Consider the following 15,731-nt stretch of genomic DNA (forward strand, 5'->3'; position numbering starts at 1 on the left):
GGGCCGCTCAGTCCTGCGCCCGTCCCGTGGTGACACGGGCGATCATGAGAGCGACGAGGATGATGCCGCCGTAGATCGCCTGGATCCAGAACGAGGGGACCTGCGCCAGGGTGAGCAGGTTCTGTACGACACCCAGCAGGAGCACGCCGGTCAGGGCGCCGAACATGGTGCCCTTGCCGCCGTCCAGGCTGATGCCGCCGATGACCGCGGCCGCCATCACCGTGAAGATCATGTTGTTGCCCTGGTTGGCGCTGATCGCGCCGACGTAACCGGTCTGCATGATCCCGCCGACGGAGGCGAGGACACCCGCGACGACGGAGACGCCCAGCACCACCCGGTCGACGCGGATACCGGCCGCTCGGGCCGCCTCCGCGTTGCCGCCGATGGCGTACAGGGCGCGGCCGACCCGGTGGTACTTGAGGATCAGCCCGGCCACGCCGAAGGCGACGGCCGCCAGCCACACCGACAGCGGGACCCGCAGGAAGGTGGAGGTGGCCAGGGAGAAGAACGCGTCGGGCATCCCGAACAGCGTCTTGCCCTTGGTGGCGCCGACGAGCAGCCCGCGCAGGACGATCAGCATGGCGAGGGTGACGATGAAGGCGTTGAGCTTGAACTTCACCACCAGGACGCCGTTGAAGGCGCCGATCACCCCGCCCACGACGAGGACCGCGAGCAGCGCGAGCCCGGCCGGCCATCCGGTGCCCCAGCCGGACTCCGCGCTCGGCAGCACCAGCAGGGCGCCGATAGCGGGCGCGATGCCGACCACCGACTCCAGGGACAGGTCGATCTTGCCGGTGATCAGGATCAGCGACTCGGCGAGGACCACCATGGCCAGGGCCGCCGAGGCGCCCAGGATGGAGATCAGGTTGCGTTCGGTGAGGAACGAGTCGTTGACGATCGCGCCGAGGATCAGGAGCACCAACAGCGCCGGGACGAGCGCGAGTTCACGGACCCTGCGGAGCAGCACGGTCTTGGCGGCGCGGGCGTCGGGGACGCGCAGGGGGCCGGCGGTCGAGGCCGACGGGGCCTTCGTGTCAGCCATGGTCCACTCCTTCGGCCGGGGAGCCGGCTCCTGCGGGCATCGAGTCCACTCCTTCTATGGAGGCGATCAGCTCGTGGTCACGCCAGCCGGCCGGGTGTTCGGCGACGACGCGGCCGTGGAAGAGGACGAGGACGCGGTCACAGCGGCGCAGGTCGTCGAGTTCGTCGGAGACGACCAGTACGGCGGTGCCGTCCTCGCGGGCGTTGTCCATGCGGGCGAGCAGTGACTCCTTGGACTTCACGTCGACGCCCGCGGTGGGGTTGATGAGCACGAGCAGACGGGGGTCGGAGGCGAGGGCGCGGGCCATGACGACCTTCTGCGCGTTGCCGCCGGACAGGTCGGAGACGGACTGCTCGGGGCCCTCGGCGTGGATGTCGAGGCGCTCGATCAGCTCGTCGGCGAAGCGCCGCTTGCGCTCGCCCGCGACGAACCCGAAGCGGCCGAGCCGGTCCAGGACGCTCATCGTGGCGTTGTCGCCGATGCTCATCCCGAAGACCAGCCCCTGGCCGTGCCGGTCGCGCGGCACACAGCCCACACCGGCCTTGAGGGCGGCCTGCACATCGCCGAACGGGAGCCGCTCGCCGTCAAGTCGTGCGGCTCCCCCGGTCGGCGTGTACAGCCCGGCGAAGGTCTCCGCCAGCTCGATCTTGCCGCTGCCGCTGGATCCGGCGATCCCGACGACCTCGCCCCGGCGCACGGTGAGGTCGATGTCGTGGTACGACGGTGAGGTCAGCCCCCGCGCGTCCAGCACGACGGGGGACCCGTCGGCCACCGCGTCGCGGCTGTGCTCCAGTTCGGCGATCGACTCCCCCGCCATCGCCTCCACCAGGGCCCGGCGCGGGAGTTCGGCGACGGGCGCGGTGGTGATCCAGCGGGCGTCGCGGAGCACGGTGACGGTCTGGCAGACCTCGTAGACCTCCTGGAGATGGTGCGAGATGAACAGGAAGGTCACACCGGAGTCCTGGAGCGACCGCATCCGGCTGAACAGCCGCTCGATCTCCCGGTTGTCGAGCTGGGCGGTGGGCTCGTCGAGCACGATGAACCGGGCGCCGAAGCTCAGTGCCCGGGCGATCTCCACCATCTGGCGGTCCTCGACCTTGAGGTCGGCGGTGCGCGCCTCGGGGTCGACGCGGACGTCCCAGGTGTCGAGCAGCGCGGCCGCCTCGCTCCGCAGCCGCCGCCAGCTGATGAGGCCCCGGTGCAGCGGCTGCCGGTTGATGAACAGGTTCTCGGCGACCGTCAGCTCCGGTACGACCGTGGGCTTCTGGTAGACACAGGCGACCTTGCTCCGCCAGGCGTCCCGGTCGGTGAGCGGAGGCGCGGGTTCGCCGTCGAAACGGACCGTGCCCTCGTCCGGGGCCTGAAGGCCGGTGAGGACGCCGACCAGGGTGGACTTGCCGGCGCCGTTGCGTCCGACGAGGGCGTGGGACTCGCCGGGCAGTACGGTGAGCCGGCCGTCGGCGAGGGCGACGGTGGGGCCGTACCGCTTGACGATGTCCCGGGCCTCAACAAGTGGCGTGCTCATTTGACCGTGTTGCCCCACAGCTTCGGGTCGTCCACGTTGTCCTTGGTGACCAGCGGCGCGGGCAGCTGGTCCTCCAGGATGCCGCTGGGCAGCTTGACGATCGTGGAGTCGTGGTCGGTCGGGCCGGGCTTGAACGTCTTCCCCTCCATCGCCGCCTTGATGTAGTACATGCCGTACTTGGCGTAGGCGTCGGCGGGCTGGGAGACGGTCGCGTCGATCTCGCCCTTGCGGATGGCGTCGAACTCCTGCGGGATGCCGTCGTTGGAGACGATCGCTATGTGCCCGCTCTGCCCGGCCGTCTTGAGCATGCCCTTGGACTTCAGGGTCTGCAGGGTCGGCGCGAGGTAGACTCCGCCGGCCTGCAGGTAGATGCCCTTGATGTCGGGGTTGGCGTTCAGGAGCGTGTCCAGCTTGGACGCGGCGGTGTCGGACTCCCACTTGGCGGGGATCTCCAGCACCTTGAGCTTCGGGTACTTCGTCTTCACGCAGGTGCGGAACGCCTCCGAGCGGTCCCGGCCGTTGACCGAGGCGAGGTCGCCCATGATCTGCACGACCTTGCCGCTGGTGACGTGCCGGCCGAGGTACTCGCAGGCCTTGGTGCCGTAGGCGACGTTGTCGGCGCGCACCACCATGGCGACCTTGCCCTTGTCGGGCGCCACGTCCACGGCGACCACCGGCACGCCCTTGCGTTCGGCCTGGTCGAGCCCCGCTTCGATGGCCGCGCTGTCCAGCGGGGCGACGACCAGCCCCTTCACACCCTGGTTCAGCTCGTTGTTGATGTCGGTGATCTGCTGCGACGGGTCGCTGTTGGAGTTCACCGTCTTCAGCGCCTCGACGCCTTCCGACGTCGCCATCTTGGGCACGTAGTCGTTGTACGACTGCCAGAACGGCGAGGTCAGCAGGGGCAGGATCACCCCGACCTTGCCGGTGCCACCGCCTCCGGCGCTGCCGCTGCCGGTGTCCTTCGTACTGCCGCACGCGGCGAGCGCGAGCGAGGCGCCGACGGCCACGGCCGTCGCGCCGATGATCCGGGACCTGTTCCGCTTCCGCAGTGTTCTGCCGGGCATCTGGCAGCTCCTCATCGAGCGTGTTCGAGCAGATGTCCGCATACTTATCAGACCACTCGACGCCTTCGACACCCTTCGGACGCGGTTTTTCCGTGAAACAAGCCGTAGTGGTCGGACCACATCGCTGATTAGACTGCGGCGCACCGGCGACAGGAGGAACGGTGTGGAGGAGAGCGGTGTGGACGCGGCGGCCCCGCAGAAGGGCACGGTGACGCAGCGCGCCATCGAGCGGATCAAGGAGATGATCGGCGAGGGCCGCCTGGAGCCGGGCCAGCGGCTGCCGACCGAACGGGATCTCGCCGCGCAGCTGGGCATGTCCCGCAGCTCGATGCGCGAGGCGATCCGCGCGCTGACGGTCCTGGGCGTCCTGGAGGCCCGGCACGGCTCCGGCATCTACGTCACCCAGCTGGAGGCGGGTGACCTGCTGGAGACCTTCGGCGTGGTCGCCGACCTGTCACGTGGCCCGCAGCTGGTGGAACTGCTGGAGGTTCGGCGGGTCCTGGAGTCGACGGCCACGGCACTGGCCGCCGCGCGGATCACGGCCGACCAGCTGGACGAGGTGGAGAAACACCTGACGGCGATGAACGCGACGGACGACCCCGAGGAGATCCTCGCCCACGACCTCGCGTTCCACCGGGTGATCGCGGGAGCGGCGGGCAACGACACGATGGCCGCGATCCTGGAGGGCCTGTCGTCCCGGACGTTCCGGGCCCGGGTGTGGCGGGGGTACGAGGAGGAGGGGGCGTTCGCAAGGACGCGCCGGGAGCACGCCGCCATCCACCGGGCCCTCGTCGCCCGCGACCCGGAGGCGGCCAGGGCCGCGGCGGCGGCGCATGTGGGTGAGGTCGAGGAGTGGCTGCGGTTGCAGCTGGGCACCTGAGGCGGACGATCCACGGGTCCGCCGTGCCCGCGGTGGCCGGAGTCCGCCGTCGATGGAGCGACAAAGGGGTTACGTCGTCCTCCCGTGCACGGTCCCGAACCGGATCCCGGCCTCGCGGGCCCAGGCGGTGTTCCAGTACTTCCGGAGCACCCCCAGCGCGGGCTTCGGCCCCCCGCGCGGGGACTTCGAGAAACCCCTGACCGGGGCCGCGGCCTCCGCGGAGGGTGCCGAATCGGTCGGCTGGCTGATCCGGTTCCTGCCCGGCGGCGGCCTCGACACCATGCGCTTGCCCCAGGCGCACCACCGCGCCTGCGAGGCGAGAGGCGGTGCCCGGGTCCGGGTGCTGCGCGACCGCAGTGTGCGCCCCGTCGCCGTGGCGCCGGCGGACCGGGCGGGGGTGCCGGTGCCCCCGCCGCGCGCGTGACCCGACGGTCCGCGCGGGGCGAGGACGTCCGGCGGTGTTCCGCCGGTGGGGGGCGGGTCACCGCCTGCTGAAACGAAGAGTCCTCAGCTCGAACGGACGCAGGATCAGGGGCACGCCGGCCCCGTCCAGGCTCGGTGCCGGGGCATCGGTCAGGGGCCGCTCCAGCAGGTCCGTCGCCGTGACGTCCGCGACTTCGAAGCCCGCCGTCAGTGTCGCGTGGGCCCGGCCGCCGTGAGCCTCGTGGAAGCGGACCACCACGTCACCGCTGCCGTCGTCGGCCAGTTTCACCGCCGTGACGACGACCGCGTCGTTGTCGACCGTGACCAGCGGAGCCACCTCCTGCCCACCCGTCACCCGGCGTTCCGGCAGGTTGATGCGCCAGCCCTCCCGGACGGCGTCCGCGATGCCCGCCCCCGGAACCAGGGCGTGCCGGAATCGGTGGACGCCCTGGTCGGTCTCGGGGTCGGGGAAGCGCGGAGCGCGCAGCAGGGAGACCCGGACCGTGGTCGTCGTACCCCGGTCGCCGTCCCTGCGGACCGCCCGGGTCACGTCGTGGCCGTACGTCGAGTCGTTGACGATCGCCACGCCCCAGCCCGGCTCGTCCAGGTGGACGAAGCGGTGGTTGCAGGCCTCGAACTTGGCCGCCTCCCATGAGGTGTTGGTGTGGGTGGGACGGTGGAAGTGACCGAACTGGGTCTCCGACGCGTAGCGTTCGGCGTGCAGGTCCAGTGGGAAGGCCAGCTTCAGGAACTTCTCCGTCTCGTGCCAGTCCACCTCGGTGTCGATCAGCAGGCGGCGCTCGCCCGGCGGCAGCGACAGCACCTGGGTGACGCGGGAGGAGCCGAAGGACCGGGTGATCCGGACCGAACGGCCGTCCGCGCCGGCCGTCAGCTCGTCGGTGCCGGTGAGGTCGGTGACCGCGTTGCGGTAGAAGGCGTCGACGTCCCAGGCGTCCCACATGTTCGGGAAGTCCGGATGGAGCTGGAGCAGGTTGGCGGCCGTGCCCGGGGCGATGGTCTCGCGGCCGGCCGTGACGTCGTAGGCGGACACGACCAGGCCCCGGGCGTCGATCTCGATCCGGAGCAGGCCGTTGGCGAGGATCCGGCCGCCCTCGGCCCGCTCCGACACCGTCACCTCCTCGGGCGGCTCCTGCTCGCCGGCACCCCCGGCGGGGATGCCGTGGCGCGGGTGCGGCGCCGCGTTGAACAGGAGCGGCCGGTCGCCCTCCCCGGCCAGGGCACGCTGGGCCGCGTCGATGACCGCACCGAGTTCCGCGGCGACCCGCTCGTAGGTGGCGCGGGCCTCGCGGTGCACCCAGGCGATCGACGAACCGGGCAGGATGTCGTGGAACTGGTGGAGCAGGACCGTCTTCCAGATCCGGTCCAACTCCTCGTAGGGGTAGGGGAATCCGGTGCGAACGGCGGCGGTCGCCGCCCACAGCTCGGCCTCCCTCAGGAGGTGTTCGCTGCGCCGGTTGCCCTGTTTGGTCCTGGCCTGGCTGGTGAGGGTGGCGCGGTGCAGTTCGAGGTAGAGCTCGCCGACCCAGACGGGCGGGTCGGGGTAGTCGGCCTCCGCCTTCCTGAAGAACTCCTCCGGGGTCTCCCAGACGACCGCCGGCGAGCCCTCCAGGTCCCGTACCCGGGCCGCCTTCGCGACCATCTCCCGGGTCGTGCCTCCGCCGCCGTCGCCCCAGCCGGTCGGCGCGAGGGAGTGCCGGGCCCGCCCCTTGTCCTTGAAGTTCCTTGTGGCGTGGGCGAGTTCGCTGCCCTTCATGGAGCAGTTGTAGGTGTCGACGGGCGGGAAGTGGGTGAAGATCCGGGTGCCGTCGATGCCCTCCCACCAGAAGGTGTGGTGGGGGAACTTGTTCGTCTGGGACCAGGAGATCTTCTGGGTGAGGAGCCGGGTGGCGCCCGCCGCCCGGATGATCTGCGGAAGCCCGGCGGCGAAGCCGAAGGTGTCCGGCAGCCAGGCCTCGTCGTTCTCGATCCCGAATTCGTCCAGGAAGAACCGCTTCCCGTGCACGAACTGACGGGCCATCGCCTCCGAACCGGGCATGTTGGTGTCCGACTCCACCCACATCCCGCCGGCCGGCACGAACCTGCCGTCCGTGACCGCCTTCTTCACCCGCGCCCACACCTCGGGCCGGTGCTCCTTCACCCAGGCCCACTGCTGGGCCTGGGACATGGCGAACACGAACTCGGGCTCGTCCTCGATGAGGGCGGTCATGTTGGCGGTGGTACGGGCGACCTTGCGGACCGTCTCGCGCAGCGGCCACAGCCACGCCGAGTCGATGTGCGCGTGGCCGACGGCGCTGATCCGGTGCGCGGAGGGCGCGGCGGGGACGGACAGGACGTCGGTGAGCCGGGCACGCGCCTGTTCCGCCGTGCCGTTGACGTCCTGCAGGTCGATCGTGTCCAGGGCCCGTTCGACCGCGCGCAGGATGTCCCAGCGGCGTGCGCCGTCGACGGGCAGCTCCGCCATCAGCTCGCCGAGCACCTCCAGGTCGATCACCAGCTGCCACACGGTCTCGTCGAAGACGGCGAGGTCCATCCGGGTGAGCGTGTACTGCGGCTCGTGTCCGGCGGTGTCCTTGTCGCCGAGCAGGGTGGGCCGGAAGGGGTGGTAGTCGAGGATGACGGGGTTGGAGGCGGCCTCGACGTGCAGCCGTACCTGCTCGCCGCCCGCCACCGGGGCGCCGATCCGGACCCACTGGTTGCGCGGGTTGAGACCCTTCACGGGGGTGCCGTCGGGCCGGTAGACCAGGCCCTCGCACTGGAAGCCGGGCATGTTCTCGTCGAACCCGAGGTCGAGCAGGGCCTCCACGGTCCGCCCCGCCCACTCCTCGGGCACGGTTCCGGTGACCCGGAACCAGCTGGTGCCCCACGGAGCACCCCACCGGGCGCCCACCGCGATCGGCGCGGGCTCGGCCGCGAGGCCTTCGGCGACCGGCACGGGTTCGCCGGGCGCGTGCCACACGGCGACGTCGAGCGGCACGGACTCGGGGTACACGGCGGGGCGGATGCGCTCGTCCAGGACGCGCCTGAGGCGGGCTTCCACCAAGCTGCGGTCGTCATGCATGTGGGGTGCTCCGTTTGCTCGTTACCGGTTACCAGGTGTGCGTGACGGTCACGGGGTCCGACGAGGTGTACAGCTCCCCTGCCGCACGCACTTCGAACCGTGCCCTCTCCTCGCCCTGCTCCGGCTGGAGCCCGGTCAGCCAGAAGGCCCGCTGGCCGGTGGCGCCGAGGAAGCGCCGGGTGCCGTCCGGGAGCAGCCGGTGCAGGGTGTACTGCCGTACGTCCCCGGGCGCCGCGTCCCAGGCGAGGCGGAGGTCGCCGGCGGCGGCCGCGGTGATCCGCGCACAGGCGGGTGCGGCCGGCGTGGTCACCGTGTCCCGTACGGCGATCCCGCCGAGCCGCCACCGGACGGGTCCGCCGCTCGCGGTGAGCCGGACGCCGAGCGCGTGCACGGTGCCGGAGAGGCCGGTGAGCGGGACCGTCACGGTGGACCAGCCGTCGCCCCCGTCCGTCGGCAGGTAGGTGTACGGGGGTGCCGCGCCGGCCCCGCCGGGCTCGGCGGTGGCGACGGCCAGCTCGACGTCCACGCTCCCGGCGTCGGTCCGGTACGTCAGCTCGACCACCGTCCGGTCCGTGATCGGCAGCCGGGTCGCGTACAGGTCCAGGACAACCGGCCGGTCGAGGGCTCCGTCGACCAGCACGCTGCTGCCGCCCCGCCAGGCGGCGGAGAAGTCGAAGGTGACGGCGGGCCTGGTGCCGTCGGTCCGTACCGACCACCGCCGGGACGGCAGCCGGTCCTGGAGGCCCAGGTGGTTCCAGGCGGTGTCCGAGACGGGCTCGCCGTCCTCGTACCAGCGCAGCCCGTGACCGGTGTTGAAGACGCTCGCGAACGGCACCGCCGACACCGTCGAACGGTCGGCCACCGACACGGCCGGCGCCCGCCAGGGGTCCGAGCCGTCCGGCCGGGACGGGTCCAGGGAGCGCCCGGTCCAGAACCGGTCGTCGGCGGCGTGGAAGTCGCCGGGGGTGCGGCTCGCCGGCAGGTGGTTGCGCGTCCACTCGGGCCGGTAGAAGCCGACCGAGGTGACGTGCGCCGAGCCGCCCGGCATGATCGCGTCCCAGTTGACGGAGGTGTTGGACCCGTTGGACTCGACGTCGACTCCGGCCCACAACTCGTAGCGACTCCGCCCGAGTTGGACCGCCTTCGCACCCGAGGAGGCGAGCGTCGGGCCGCTCCAGCGGAAGTCCACGAACATGTCGTCGGCGCTCTGGAAGAAGGCCTGGTTCTGGCTGTTGAGCGCACCCTGCCAGCTGACCGTGCCGTTCACGGTCATCGCGTCGTACCAGGTGACCCGCTGGCCCCGGGCGGCGGCGAGGGACTTCAGCTCGGTCATGAAGCCGAGCATGGCGGTGCCCAGGGCGGCGTTGCCGCCGCCGGTCTCGGCGTTGACGAACCAGCCGTCGAAGCCGTAGGCCGCGGCCACCGCCACCAGCCGGTCGGCGAGCGGGTAGTGCCCGTCGGCGTCCTTCTGGACCAGGTCGCGGGTCCACTGGAGCTGGCCGCCGTAGGCGGTGGGAGGCAGGAAGATGTTGCCGAGGACGGGCACGCCGTGCCGGTGGGCGGCGTCGACGATCGGCGCGTTCGGGGCGAGGATCAGCCCCTCCCCCGCCGAGCCGCCCCAGAAGACCAGCTCGTCCAGGTAGGACCAGTGGGTGAGGGCGTAGTAGTCGGCGGTGGCCGAGCCCTGGGACGGGTTGCCGGACGTGGGCCCGAAGGACACCAGCGCCTGGACGCGGGCCTGTCCGGAGCGGGCGGTGGTGTTGGCCGGGGTCGGGGTGAAGCGGGCGGCGAGCGGCACGGAGGCGGCGTTGAAGGCGAGGTCCGGGTCGCCGGCCGCCGTCCAGCTCCTGAGGCTGCGCCAGGTGATGCCGGGGCCCGGACTGCCGGCCGGGAAGGAGTCCGGGTACCAGTACGAGGCGTACGGCGGGGTGACGGCCGCCGCCCGGGGCGCCGCCGCCGCCGGCAGCGAGCGGGCCACGGCGGCCGCGGCGGCCGCGGCGGCGGCGATCAGGACGGTGCGTCTGCTGGGGTTCACGAGCGGGTGCCTCCTGGTGGGGTGGGGAGTACCTGATCGGGAGTGACGACTTCGGTGATGCCGCGCGCGGCGAGATGGTCCCGGTCGTCCGCGCGGGTGTCGAGGACGGTGGTGGGGCGGGCGCCGTCGGCGACGAGCCGGAACCAGGCGTCGAAGACCGGGCCGCCGGGCGCGCACCGGGAGCGGCGGGCCGGGTCGGAGGGCACGACGAGCGCCGTGCGGCGTGTCTTCGCCGCCCTGGGCTCGGCCGCCGCCAGGGCGTGGGCCAGGTCCTTGGGCTTGCGGTCGTTGGTGAACAGGCCGAGACCGTATTCGAGTTCGGGGAAGTCGGCGAGGCTGCGGCTGACGTCGTGCGAGCACCACCAGGTGACGCCCCACAGATCGGGGCAGTCCAGTACGGCGGTGAGGGTCGCCTCGGTGAACGCCGCCGCGTGCTCGGCCGGGATCAGCGGCGCGGGCGCGCCCACCTCCTGGAGCCATACGGGCCGGTGCGGGTCCTCGGCCCAGGCCTTGCTCAGCTCCACCAGGTACGCGGCGTGCTGCTGGGTCTGCGGTGCGGTACGGCCGTGGCGCTGGGCGGTGCCGTTGAACACCCAGGAGTGCACGGCGGTGAGGTCGCCGAGCCGGGCCGAGTGCGCCGGGGTGAAGGGCTGGTCGTCCTGGTACCAGGCCGCGTCGTAGGAGGCGTGCAGATGCAGCTTGCCGGGGGCCGCCTCGGTGCAGGCGGCCAGCAGCCGGGCCAGCCAGCGCTCGGCCTCCGCCTCGGTGGCCCGGTCGGGATCGGGATGCGGTCCCGCGGCGAACTGGTTGACCTCGTTGCCGATCGTCATCCCGATGAAGTTCGGCCGGTCCGCGAGCGCCGCCGCCAGGGTACGGAGGTAGGCGGCCTCCCCCGCCACCACCTCGGGGTCGGTGAAGAGGTTGCGCCGGTGCCAGGTCCGGGTCCAGGCCGGCAGGAAGTCGAAGCTGCTCAAGTGCCCCTGCAGACCGTCCACGTTGACGTCCAGCCCGCGTTCGCCGGCGGCGTCGGCCAGGGCGAGGAGCTGCTCGACCGCGCGCGGCCGGATCAGGGTGCGGTCGGGCTGGAAGTAGGGCCACAGCGGAAAGACCCGGATGTGGTCGAGTCCGAGGGCGGCGATGGAGTCGAGGTCGGCGCGTACGGAGTCCAGGTCGAAGTCGAGCCAGTGGTGGAACCACCCTTCGCTGGGGGTGTAGTTGACGCCGAAGCGCACGGCCGGGGGCATGCGGTCTCCTTGCGGGAACGGGGGTTCAGCCCTTGACGGCGCCTTCGCCGACCCCGCGGAAGAAGTACCGCTGGAGGCAGGCGAACAGGGCGATGAGCGGGGCCACGGCGATCACGGTGCCGGCGGCGACGAGGCGTTCGTCGTTGGCGAAGGTGCCGTGCAGGTAGTTGAGGCCGATGGTGAGCGTGAACCTGGAGGGGTCGCTGAGCACGATCAGCGGCCAGAGGAAGTCGTCCCAGGCGCCCATGAACGCGAAGATCGCGACGACGGCGACGGTGCCCTTGACCGACGGGAGGGCGATCCGCAGGAACCGCTGCCAGACGTCGGCGCCGTCGATGTAGGCCGCCTCCTCGATCTCGTAGGGCAGGTTGAGGAAGGCGTTGCGCATCAGCAGCACGTTCAGGGCGGCGATGGAGCCGGGCAGCACGACGCCGATCAGGGTGTTGTTGAGACCGAGTTCGCGCATGGTGGTGAACTGGGCGATGATGATCCCCTCCACCGGCACCAGCATCGCGAGGATGAACACGAGGGTGGCGATCGTGCGGCCCCGGTAGCGCAGCCGGGCCAGGGCGTAGCCGGCGAGCGCGGAGCCGGCGCAGTTGGTGACGACGCTGGCGCTCGCCACCTTCAGCGAGTTGAGGGCGTAGTCCCAGACCGGGATGGTGTCGGCGACCCGCCGGTAGTTGTGCAGGGTGGGATGCTCGGGCAGGAAGCTCGGGGGCGAGCTGAAGATGTCCTCGGTGGGGCCCTTGAGCGAGGTGGACAGCTGCCACAGGAACGGTCCGACGGTGACGGCCAGCACGAGCAGGAGCAGGGCGTAGCGAAGGACCAGTTCGCCGATCCGGATGCGGCGGCCGTGTTCGTCGGTGAGGCGGGCCCGGGTGGCGCTCATGGGCGGTCCCTCCGGTCGGCGCGCAGCACCAGCAGCATCAGCGCGACGGTGACGACGAAGACGACGACGGAGAGCGCCGAGGCGTAGCCGACCCGGCCGGTGAGCCCCGTGCCGGTGCGCTGGACGAGCATCACGAGGGTGGTGTCCTCGCCGGCCGGGCCGCCGCTCGGGCCCGCCATCAGGTACACCTCGGAGAACACCTTGAAGGCGGCGACCGAGGAGAGCGCGGCGACCAGCACCATCGTGGAGCGTACGGCGGGCACGGTGACGGAGAGGAAGCGGCGCACCGCTCCCGCGCCGTCCACGGCGGCGGCCTCGTGCAGTTCGCGGGGGACGTTGGCGAGCGCCGCCAGATAAATGATCATGTAGTAGCCGAGGCCCTTCCAGACCGTGACCGCCATCGCGCTCAGCAGGAGCAGCCACTGGTCGCTGAGGAAGCCGATCCGGCCGATCCCGACCGTCTCCAGCAGGGAGTTGACCAGACCGCGTTCGTCCAGCAACCAGACCCAGATGAGCCCGACCACCACGATCGAGGCGACGACCGGGGTGTAGAAGGCGGACCGGAAGAAGGCGATGCCCGGGATGTTCTTCTGCACCAGCAGCGCCAGCAGCAGCGGCAGCACGACGAGGGCGGGTACGACCACGACGATGTACAGCGTGCTGTTGCGCAGGCCGGTCCAGAACATGTCGTCGTGGACCAGCTCACGGAAGTTGGCGAGACCGACGAACCGGCCGGGGATCAGCGTGCGGCGGTCCGTGAAGGAGCTGACCACCGTCGAGACGAACGGATAGAGCACGAAGGCGCCGATGACCAGCAGCCCGGGTGCGGCGAACAGCCATGGACTGGTGGGCAGTTGACGCCGCACACGGGAGACGCCGGCCATGCCCGCCCCTCAGCCCTGCTGCCGGAGCAGCTGGTCGCAGGCCTTGACAGCGTTGTCCAGGGCCGCCTTGGGGCTCTCCTTGCCCTGCAGGGCCTTGGCGACCTCGTTGCGCAGCGCGGTCTTCATCTGGTCGCTGAACAGCACCGGTGTGTAGTTGACCGCCGTCTTCAGGGACTTGGCCGCGGCGATCCGCACCCGGGTCTCGTCGGTGCCGTCCTCCTTGGTGAAGTACGGGTCGTCCAGGGAGCCGGCGGTGCTGGGGAAGATGGCCACCTGCTTGGCGAAGGACATCTGGTTCTGCGCGTCGGTCACGAAGTGCGCGAAGGCGACGGAGGCCGCGGTGTGCTTGGTCCGCGAGTTGACCATCACTCCCATCACGTACATGTTGACGTGCCCGGTGCTGGTGATCTGGTCGGTGATGCCGATGTTCTTGTAGAGGTTCGGCGCCTGCTTCTTGAAGTTGCCGAGGTCGAGGGCGCTGCCGGGATTCATGGCGACGGCCCCGGTGAGGAACTTCTTGCCGGAGGACTCCGGGGTCGCGGTCAGCGCCTGCGGGTCGAGCGCCTTGGCGTCGTACAGCTCCTTGTACCTGGTGAGCAGTTCGACCCCCTTGGCGTCGTTGAAGGCGAATCCGGTGCCCTGCTTGTCCATCAGCTCGACGCCGTAGCGCCCGAAGTCCTCGATGGTGGGGACGTTGGCGAGGGTGGCGACCTTGCCGTCGCTCTTCTGCGCCATCTTCAGGGCGTCGGTGAAGAGGTCGTCGTAGGTCTTGGGCGGCTGCGCGGGGTCGAGCCCGGCCTGCTCGAACAGCGTCTTGTTGTAGAAGAGCGGTCCGGTGTTCAGGTACCAGGGGAAGGCGTACGTCCCGCTCGTCCCCGGTATCTGATGGCTGGCCCAGGCACCGTCCAGGTACTCGGGCCGGTACTTGGCGGCGGCCTTGTCGAGGTCGAGGGCGAGGCCGGCCTTGGCGAGCGGGGCGACGAGGTCCGGGGAGACGTTGACGACGTCGGGCAGGGTGCCGCCGGCCGCGTCCGCGCTGATCTTGTCGGGATAGCCCTCGGCGGGCTGGTCGATCCACTTCACGTGAGTGTCCGGGTACTTCTTCTCGAAGTCCGCGACCAGACCCTCGAAGTACGGCTTGAAGTTCGCGCGCAGGTTCCAGGTCTGGAAGGTGATGTCGCCCTCGACCTTGCCGGAGGCGTCGGTGGAGCCACCGCCGTCCTCCCCGGAACCGCAGGCGCTCAGCGGCAGGGCGAGGACGGCGGCAGCGGCGAGGGCGAGCGCTCTGCGGGAGATGCGCATGGTCCGTTGCTCCTTTGCAGCGGGGGGCCGAAGGTGTCGCGCCAGACCTTGCACGCCGTTTCCACGACGAGTCAATGGATTCGGCGGAGCTAAAGTCATTAGTGGCTCAAACCCCCTGCTCAGCATGGCGCTACAGGCCTATTGCCGCGGATCACTAATACGCTTTAGGCTGATCCGACTCAAGCGCATTAGCGGATCACGGTCCCGACGAATGAGGAAGTGAGTTGGCGGAGAAACGCAGCCCCGCGCGGCGGCCGACGATGAAGGACATCGCGCGCCGGTCGGGAGTCTCCGAGAGCGCGGTCTCCTTCGCGCTCAACGGCCGCCCCGGGGTCTCCGAGACCACCAGGGCCCGGGTGCACCGGGTCGCCGAGCAGCTCGGCTGGCGGCCCAGCACGGCCGCCCGCGCGCTGTCCGGCGAGGGCGCGGCCACGGTCGGGTTCGTCCTCGCCCGTCCCGCGCACTCGCTGGGCGTGGACTCCTTCTTCCTCCAACTGGTCTCCGGCATCCAGGAGGTGCTCGCCGAACGCCATCTCGGCCTGCTCTTCCAGATGGCGGAGGACGTGGGCGACGAGTGCGCGGTGTACCGCCGCTGGTGGGCGGAGCACCGCGTCGACGGCATCCTGATGGTCGATCCGCGCGCCGACGATCCCCGGCCCGACCTGCTGGACGAGTTGGGCCTGCCCGCGGTGGTGATCGGCGGCGCCCCCGACGGACGCCACCCCGGGCTGTCGACGGTGTGGGCGGACGACGCGGCCGCGATGGCGTCGGTGGTGGACGAGCTGACGGCACTGGGCCACCGCAGGATCGTGCACATCGCGGGCCTGCCCGGCCTCGCCCACACCCAGCGCCGGATCCGCACGCTGCGCGCCGAGGCGGACGGCCGAGGTCTGTCCGAGGTCCGCTCGGTCACCACTGACTACTCCGACGCCGAGGGCGCGGCCGTCACCCGCCGGGTGCTGCGGGCGGCTCCGGCCCCGACGGCCCTGATCTACGACAACGACGTGATGGCGGTGGCCGGGGTCGCGGCCGCGGCCGAACTCGGCTACTCGGTCCCGGACGACGTCTCCGTGGTCTCCTGGGAGGACTCGGTCCTGTGCCGCATGGTCAAGCCGTGGCTGTCGGCGCTCTCCCGGGACAGCGCCGAGTTCGGCCGGGTGGCGGCACACGAACTGACGGCCCTGCTGGACGGCGGCACGGCCCGGGCGGTACGGGTACCGGTTCCCCGGCTCACGGTACGGGGCAGCACGGCGGCGGCCCGCTCCTAGAAGGTCGATGAAGATCTTGGTGAGGGGTTGTCCGGCCGTCAGGCCGGATACCCCCTGCGGTCATGCACCGGTCGGGGCGATGTGCCAGGT

The 15,731-nt window shown here is 71.1% G+C and carries 12 protein-coding genes; 3 read left to right on the plus strand and 9 right to left on the minus strand.

Annotated features, from left to right (window positions below; genetic code table 11):
- Nucleotides 1–7: 7 nt before the first annotated feature.
- From ACZ4O3_RS37150 to ACZ4O3_RS37160, 3 genes are read right to left on the minus strand one after another with little or no spacing between them, the layout of a single operon-like run.
- On the minus strand, nt 8–1,042 hold the full coding sequence (locus tag ACZ4O3_RS37150; protein ID WP_362717807.1) for an ABC transporter permease: 1,035 nt from the start codon (nt 1,040–1,042) through the stop codon (nt 8–10).
- On the minus strand, nt 1,035–2,567 hold the full coding sequence (locus ACZ4O3_RS37155; protein ID WP_467726576.1) for a sugar ABC transporter ATP-binding protein: 1,533 nt from the start codon (nt 2,565–2,567) through the stop codon (nt 1,035–1,037). Before ACZ4O3_RS37155 ends, ACZ4O3_RS37150 begins: the two co-directional genes overlap by 8 nt.
- Nucleotides 2,564–3,634, minus strand: coding sequence for a sugar ABC transporter substrate-binding protein (locus tag ACZ4O3_RS37160; RefSeq protein ID WP_384996345.1), 1,071 nt, complete (start codon nt 3,632–3,634; stop codon nt 2,564–2,566). Before ACZ4O3_RS37160 ends, ACZ4O3_RS37155 begins: the two co-directional genes overlap by 4 nt.
- Nucleotides 3,635–3,812: 178 nt before the next feature.
- On the opposite strand from ACZ4O3_RS37160, the gene ACZ4O3_RS37165 reads away from it, so the two are divergent.
- Together ACZ4O3_RS37165 and ACZ4O3_RS37170 are read left to right on the plus strand one after the other, a co-directional pair.
- Nucleotides 3,813–4,514, plus strand: coding sequence for a FadR/GntR family transcriptional regulator (locus tag ACZ4O3_RS37165; RefSeq protein ID WP_362717825.1), 702 nt, complete (start codon nt 3,813–3,815; stop codon nt 4,512–4,514).
- 52 nt (nt 4,515–4,566) lie between these two features.
- Nucleotides 4,567–4,938 (plus strand): hypothetical protein, encoded by a 372-nt coding sequence (locus ACZ4O3_RS37170; protein ID WP_467726578.1) that lies wholly within the window; start codon nt 4,567–4,569, stop codon nt 4,936–4,938.
- Between the two features lie 57 nt (nt 4,939–4,995).
- On the opposite strand, the gene ACZ4O3_RS37175 is transcribed toward ACZ4O3_RS37170, so the two are convergent.
- The 6 genes from ACZ4O3_RS37175 to ACZ4O3_RS37200 are packed head-to-tail and all read right to left on the minus strand — an operon-like array spanning nt 4,996 to nt 14,373.
- On the minus strand, nt 4,996–8,016 hold the full coding sequence (locus tag ACZ4O3_RS37175) for an alpha-mannosidase (protein ID WP_362729539.1): 3,021 nt from the start codon (nt 8,014–8,016) through the stop codon (nt 4,996–4,998).
- Nucleotides 8,017–8,044: 28 nt separating this feature from the next.
- Nucleotides 8,045–10,051: an endo-beta-N-acetylglucosaminidase gene (locus tag ACZ4O3_RS37180; RefSeq protein ID WP_467726579.1), complete on the minus strand. Its 2,007-nt coding sequence runs from the start codon at nt 10,049–10,051 to the stop codon at nt 8,045–8,047.
- Nucleotides 10,048–11,295 carry a glycoside hydrolase 5 family protein gene (locus ACZ4O3_RS37185; RefSeq protein WP_467726581.1) on the minus strand — a complete coding sequence of 416 codons (1,248 nt, stop codon included), beginning with the start codon at nt 11,293–11,295 and terminating at the stop codon, nt 10,048–10,050. Before ACZ4O3_RS37185 ends, ACZ4O3_RS37180 begins: the two co-directional genes overlap by 4 nt.
- A gap of 25 nt (nt 11,296–11,320) precedes the next feature.
- Nucleotides 11,321–12,187, minus strand: coding sequence for a carbohydrate ABC transporter permease (locus ACZ4O3_RS37190; RefSeq protein ID WP_362726507.1), 867 nt, complete (start codon nt 12,185–12,187; stop codon nt 11,321–11,323).
- Nucleotides 12,184–13,071, minus strand: a complete 888-nt coding sequence (locus tag ACZ4O3_RS37195; protein ID WP_362726505.1) for a carbohydrate ABC transporter permease — start codon at nt 13,069–13,071, stop codon at nt 12,184–12,186. The genes ACZ4O3_RS37190 and ACZ4O3_RS37195 overlap by 4 nt, the downstream gene beginning before the upstream one ends.
- Before the next feature lie 9 nt (nt 13,072–13,080).
- The gene (locus ACZ4O3_RS37200) at nt 13,081–14,373 is read right to left on the minus strand and encodes an ABC transporter substrate-binding protein (protein WP_362726501.1); all 1,293 of its coding nucleotides are present in this window, start codon (nt 14,371–14,373) and stop codon (nt 13,081–13,083) included.
- A gap of 224 nt (nt 14,374–14,597) precedes the next feature.
- Here ACZ4O3_RS37200 and ACZ4O3_RS37205 point away from each other — a divergent pair, with 224 nt between their 5' ends.
- A complete protein-coding gene (locus tag ACZ4O3_RS37205) occupies nt 14,598–15,641 on the plus strand; it encodes a LacI family DNA-binding transcriptional regulator (RefSeq protein WP_467726584.1) in 1,044 nt (347 codons plus the stop codon).
- Nucleotides 15,642–15,731: the final 90 nt, after the last annotated feature.

It is taken from the genome of Streptomyces sp. NPDC026515 (assembly GCF_055567595.1).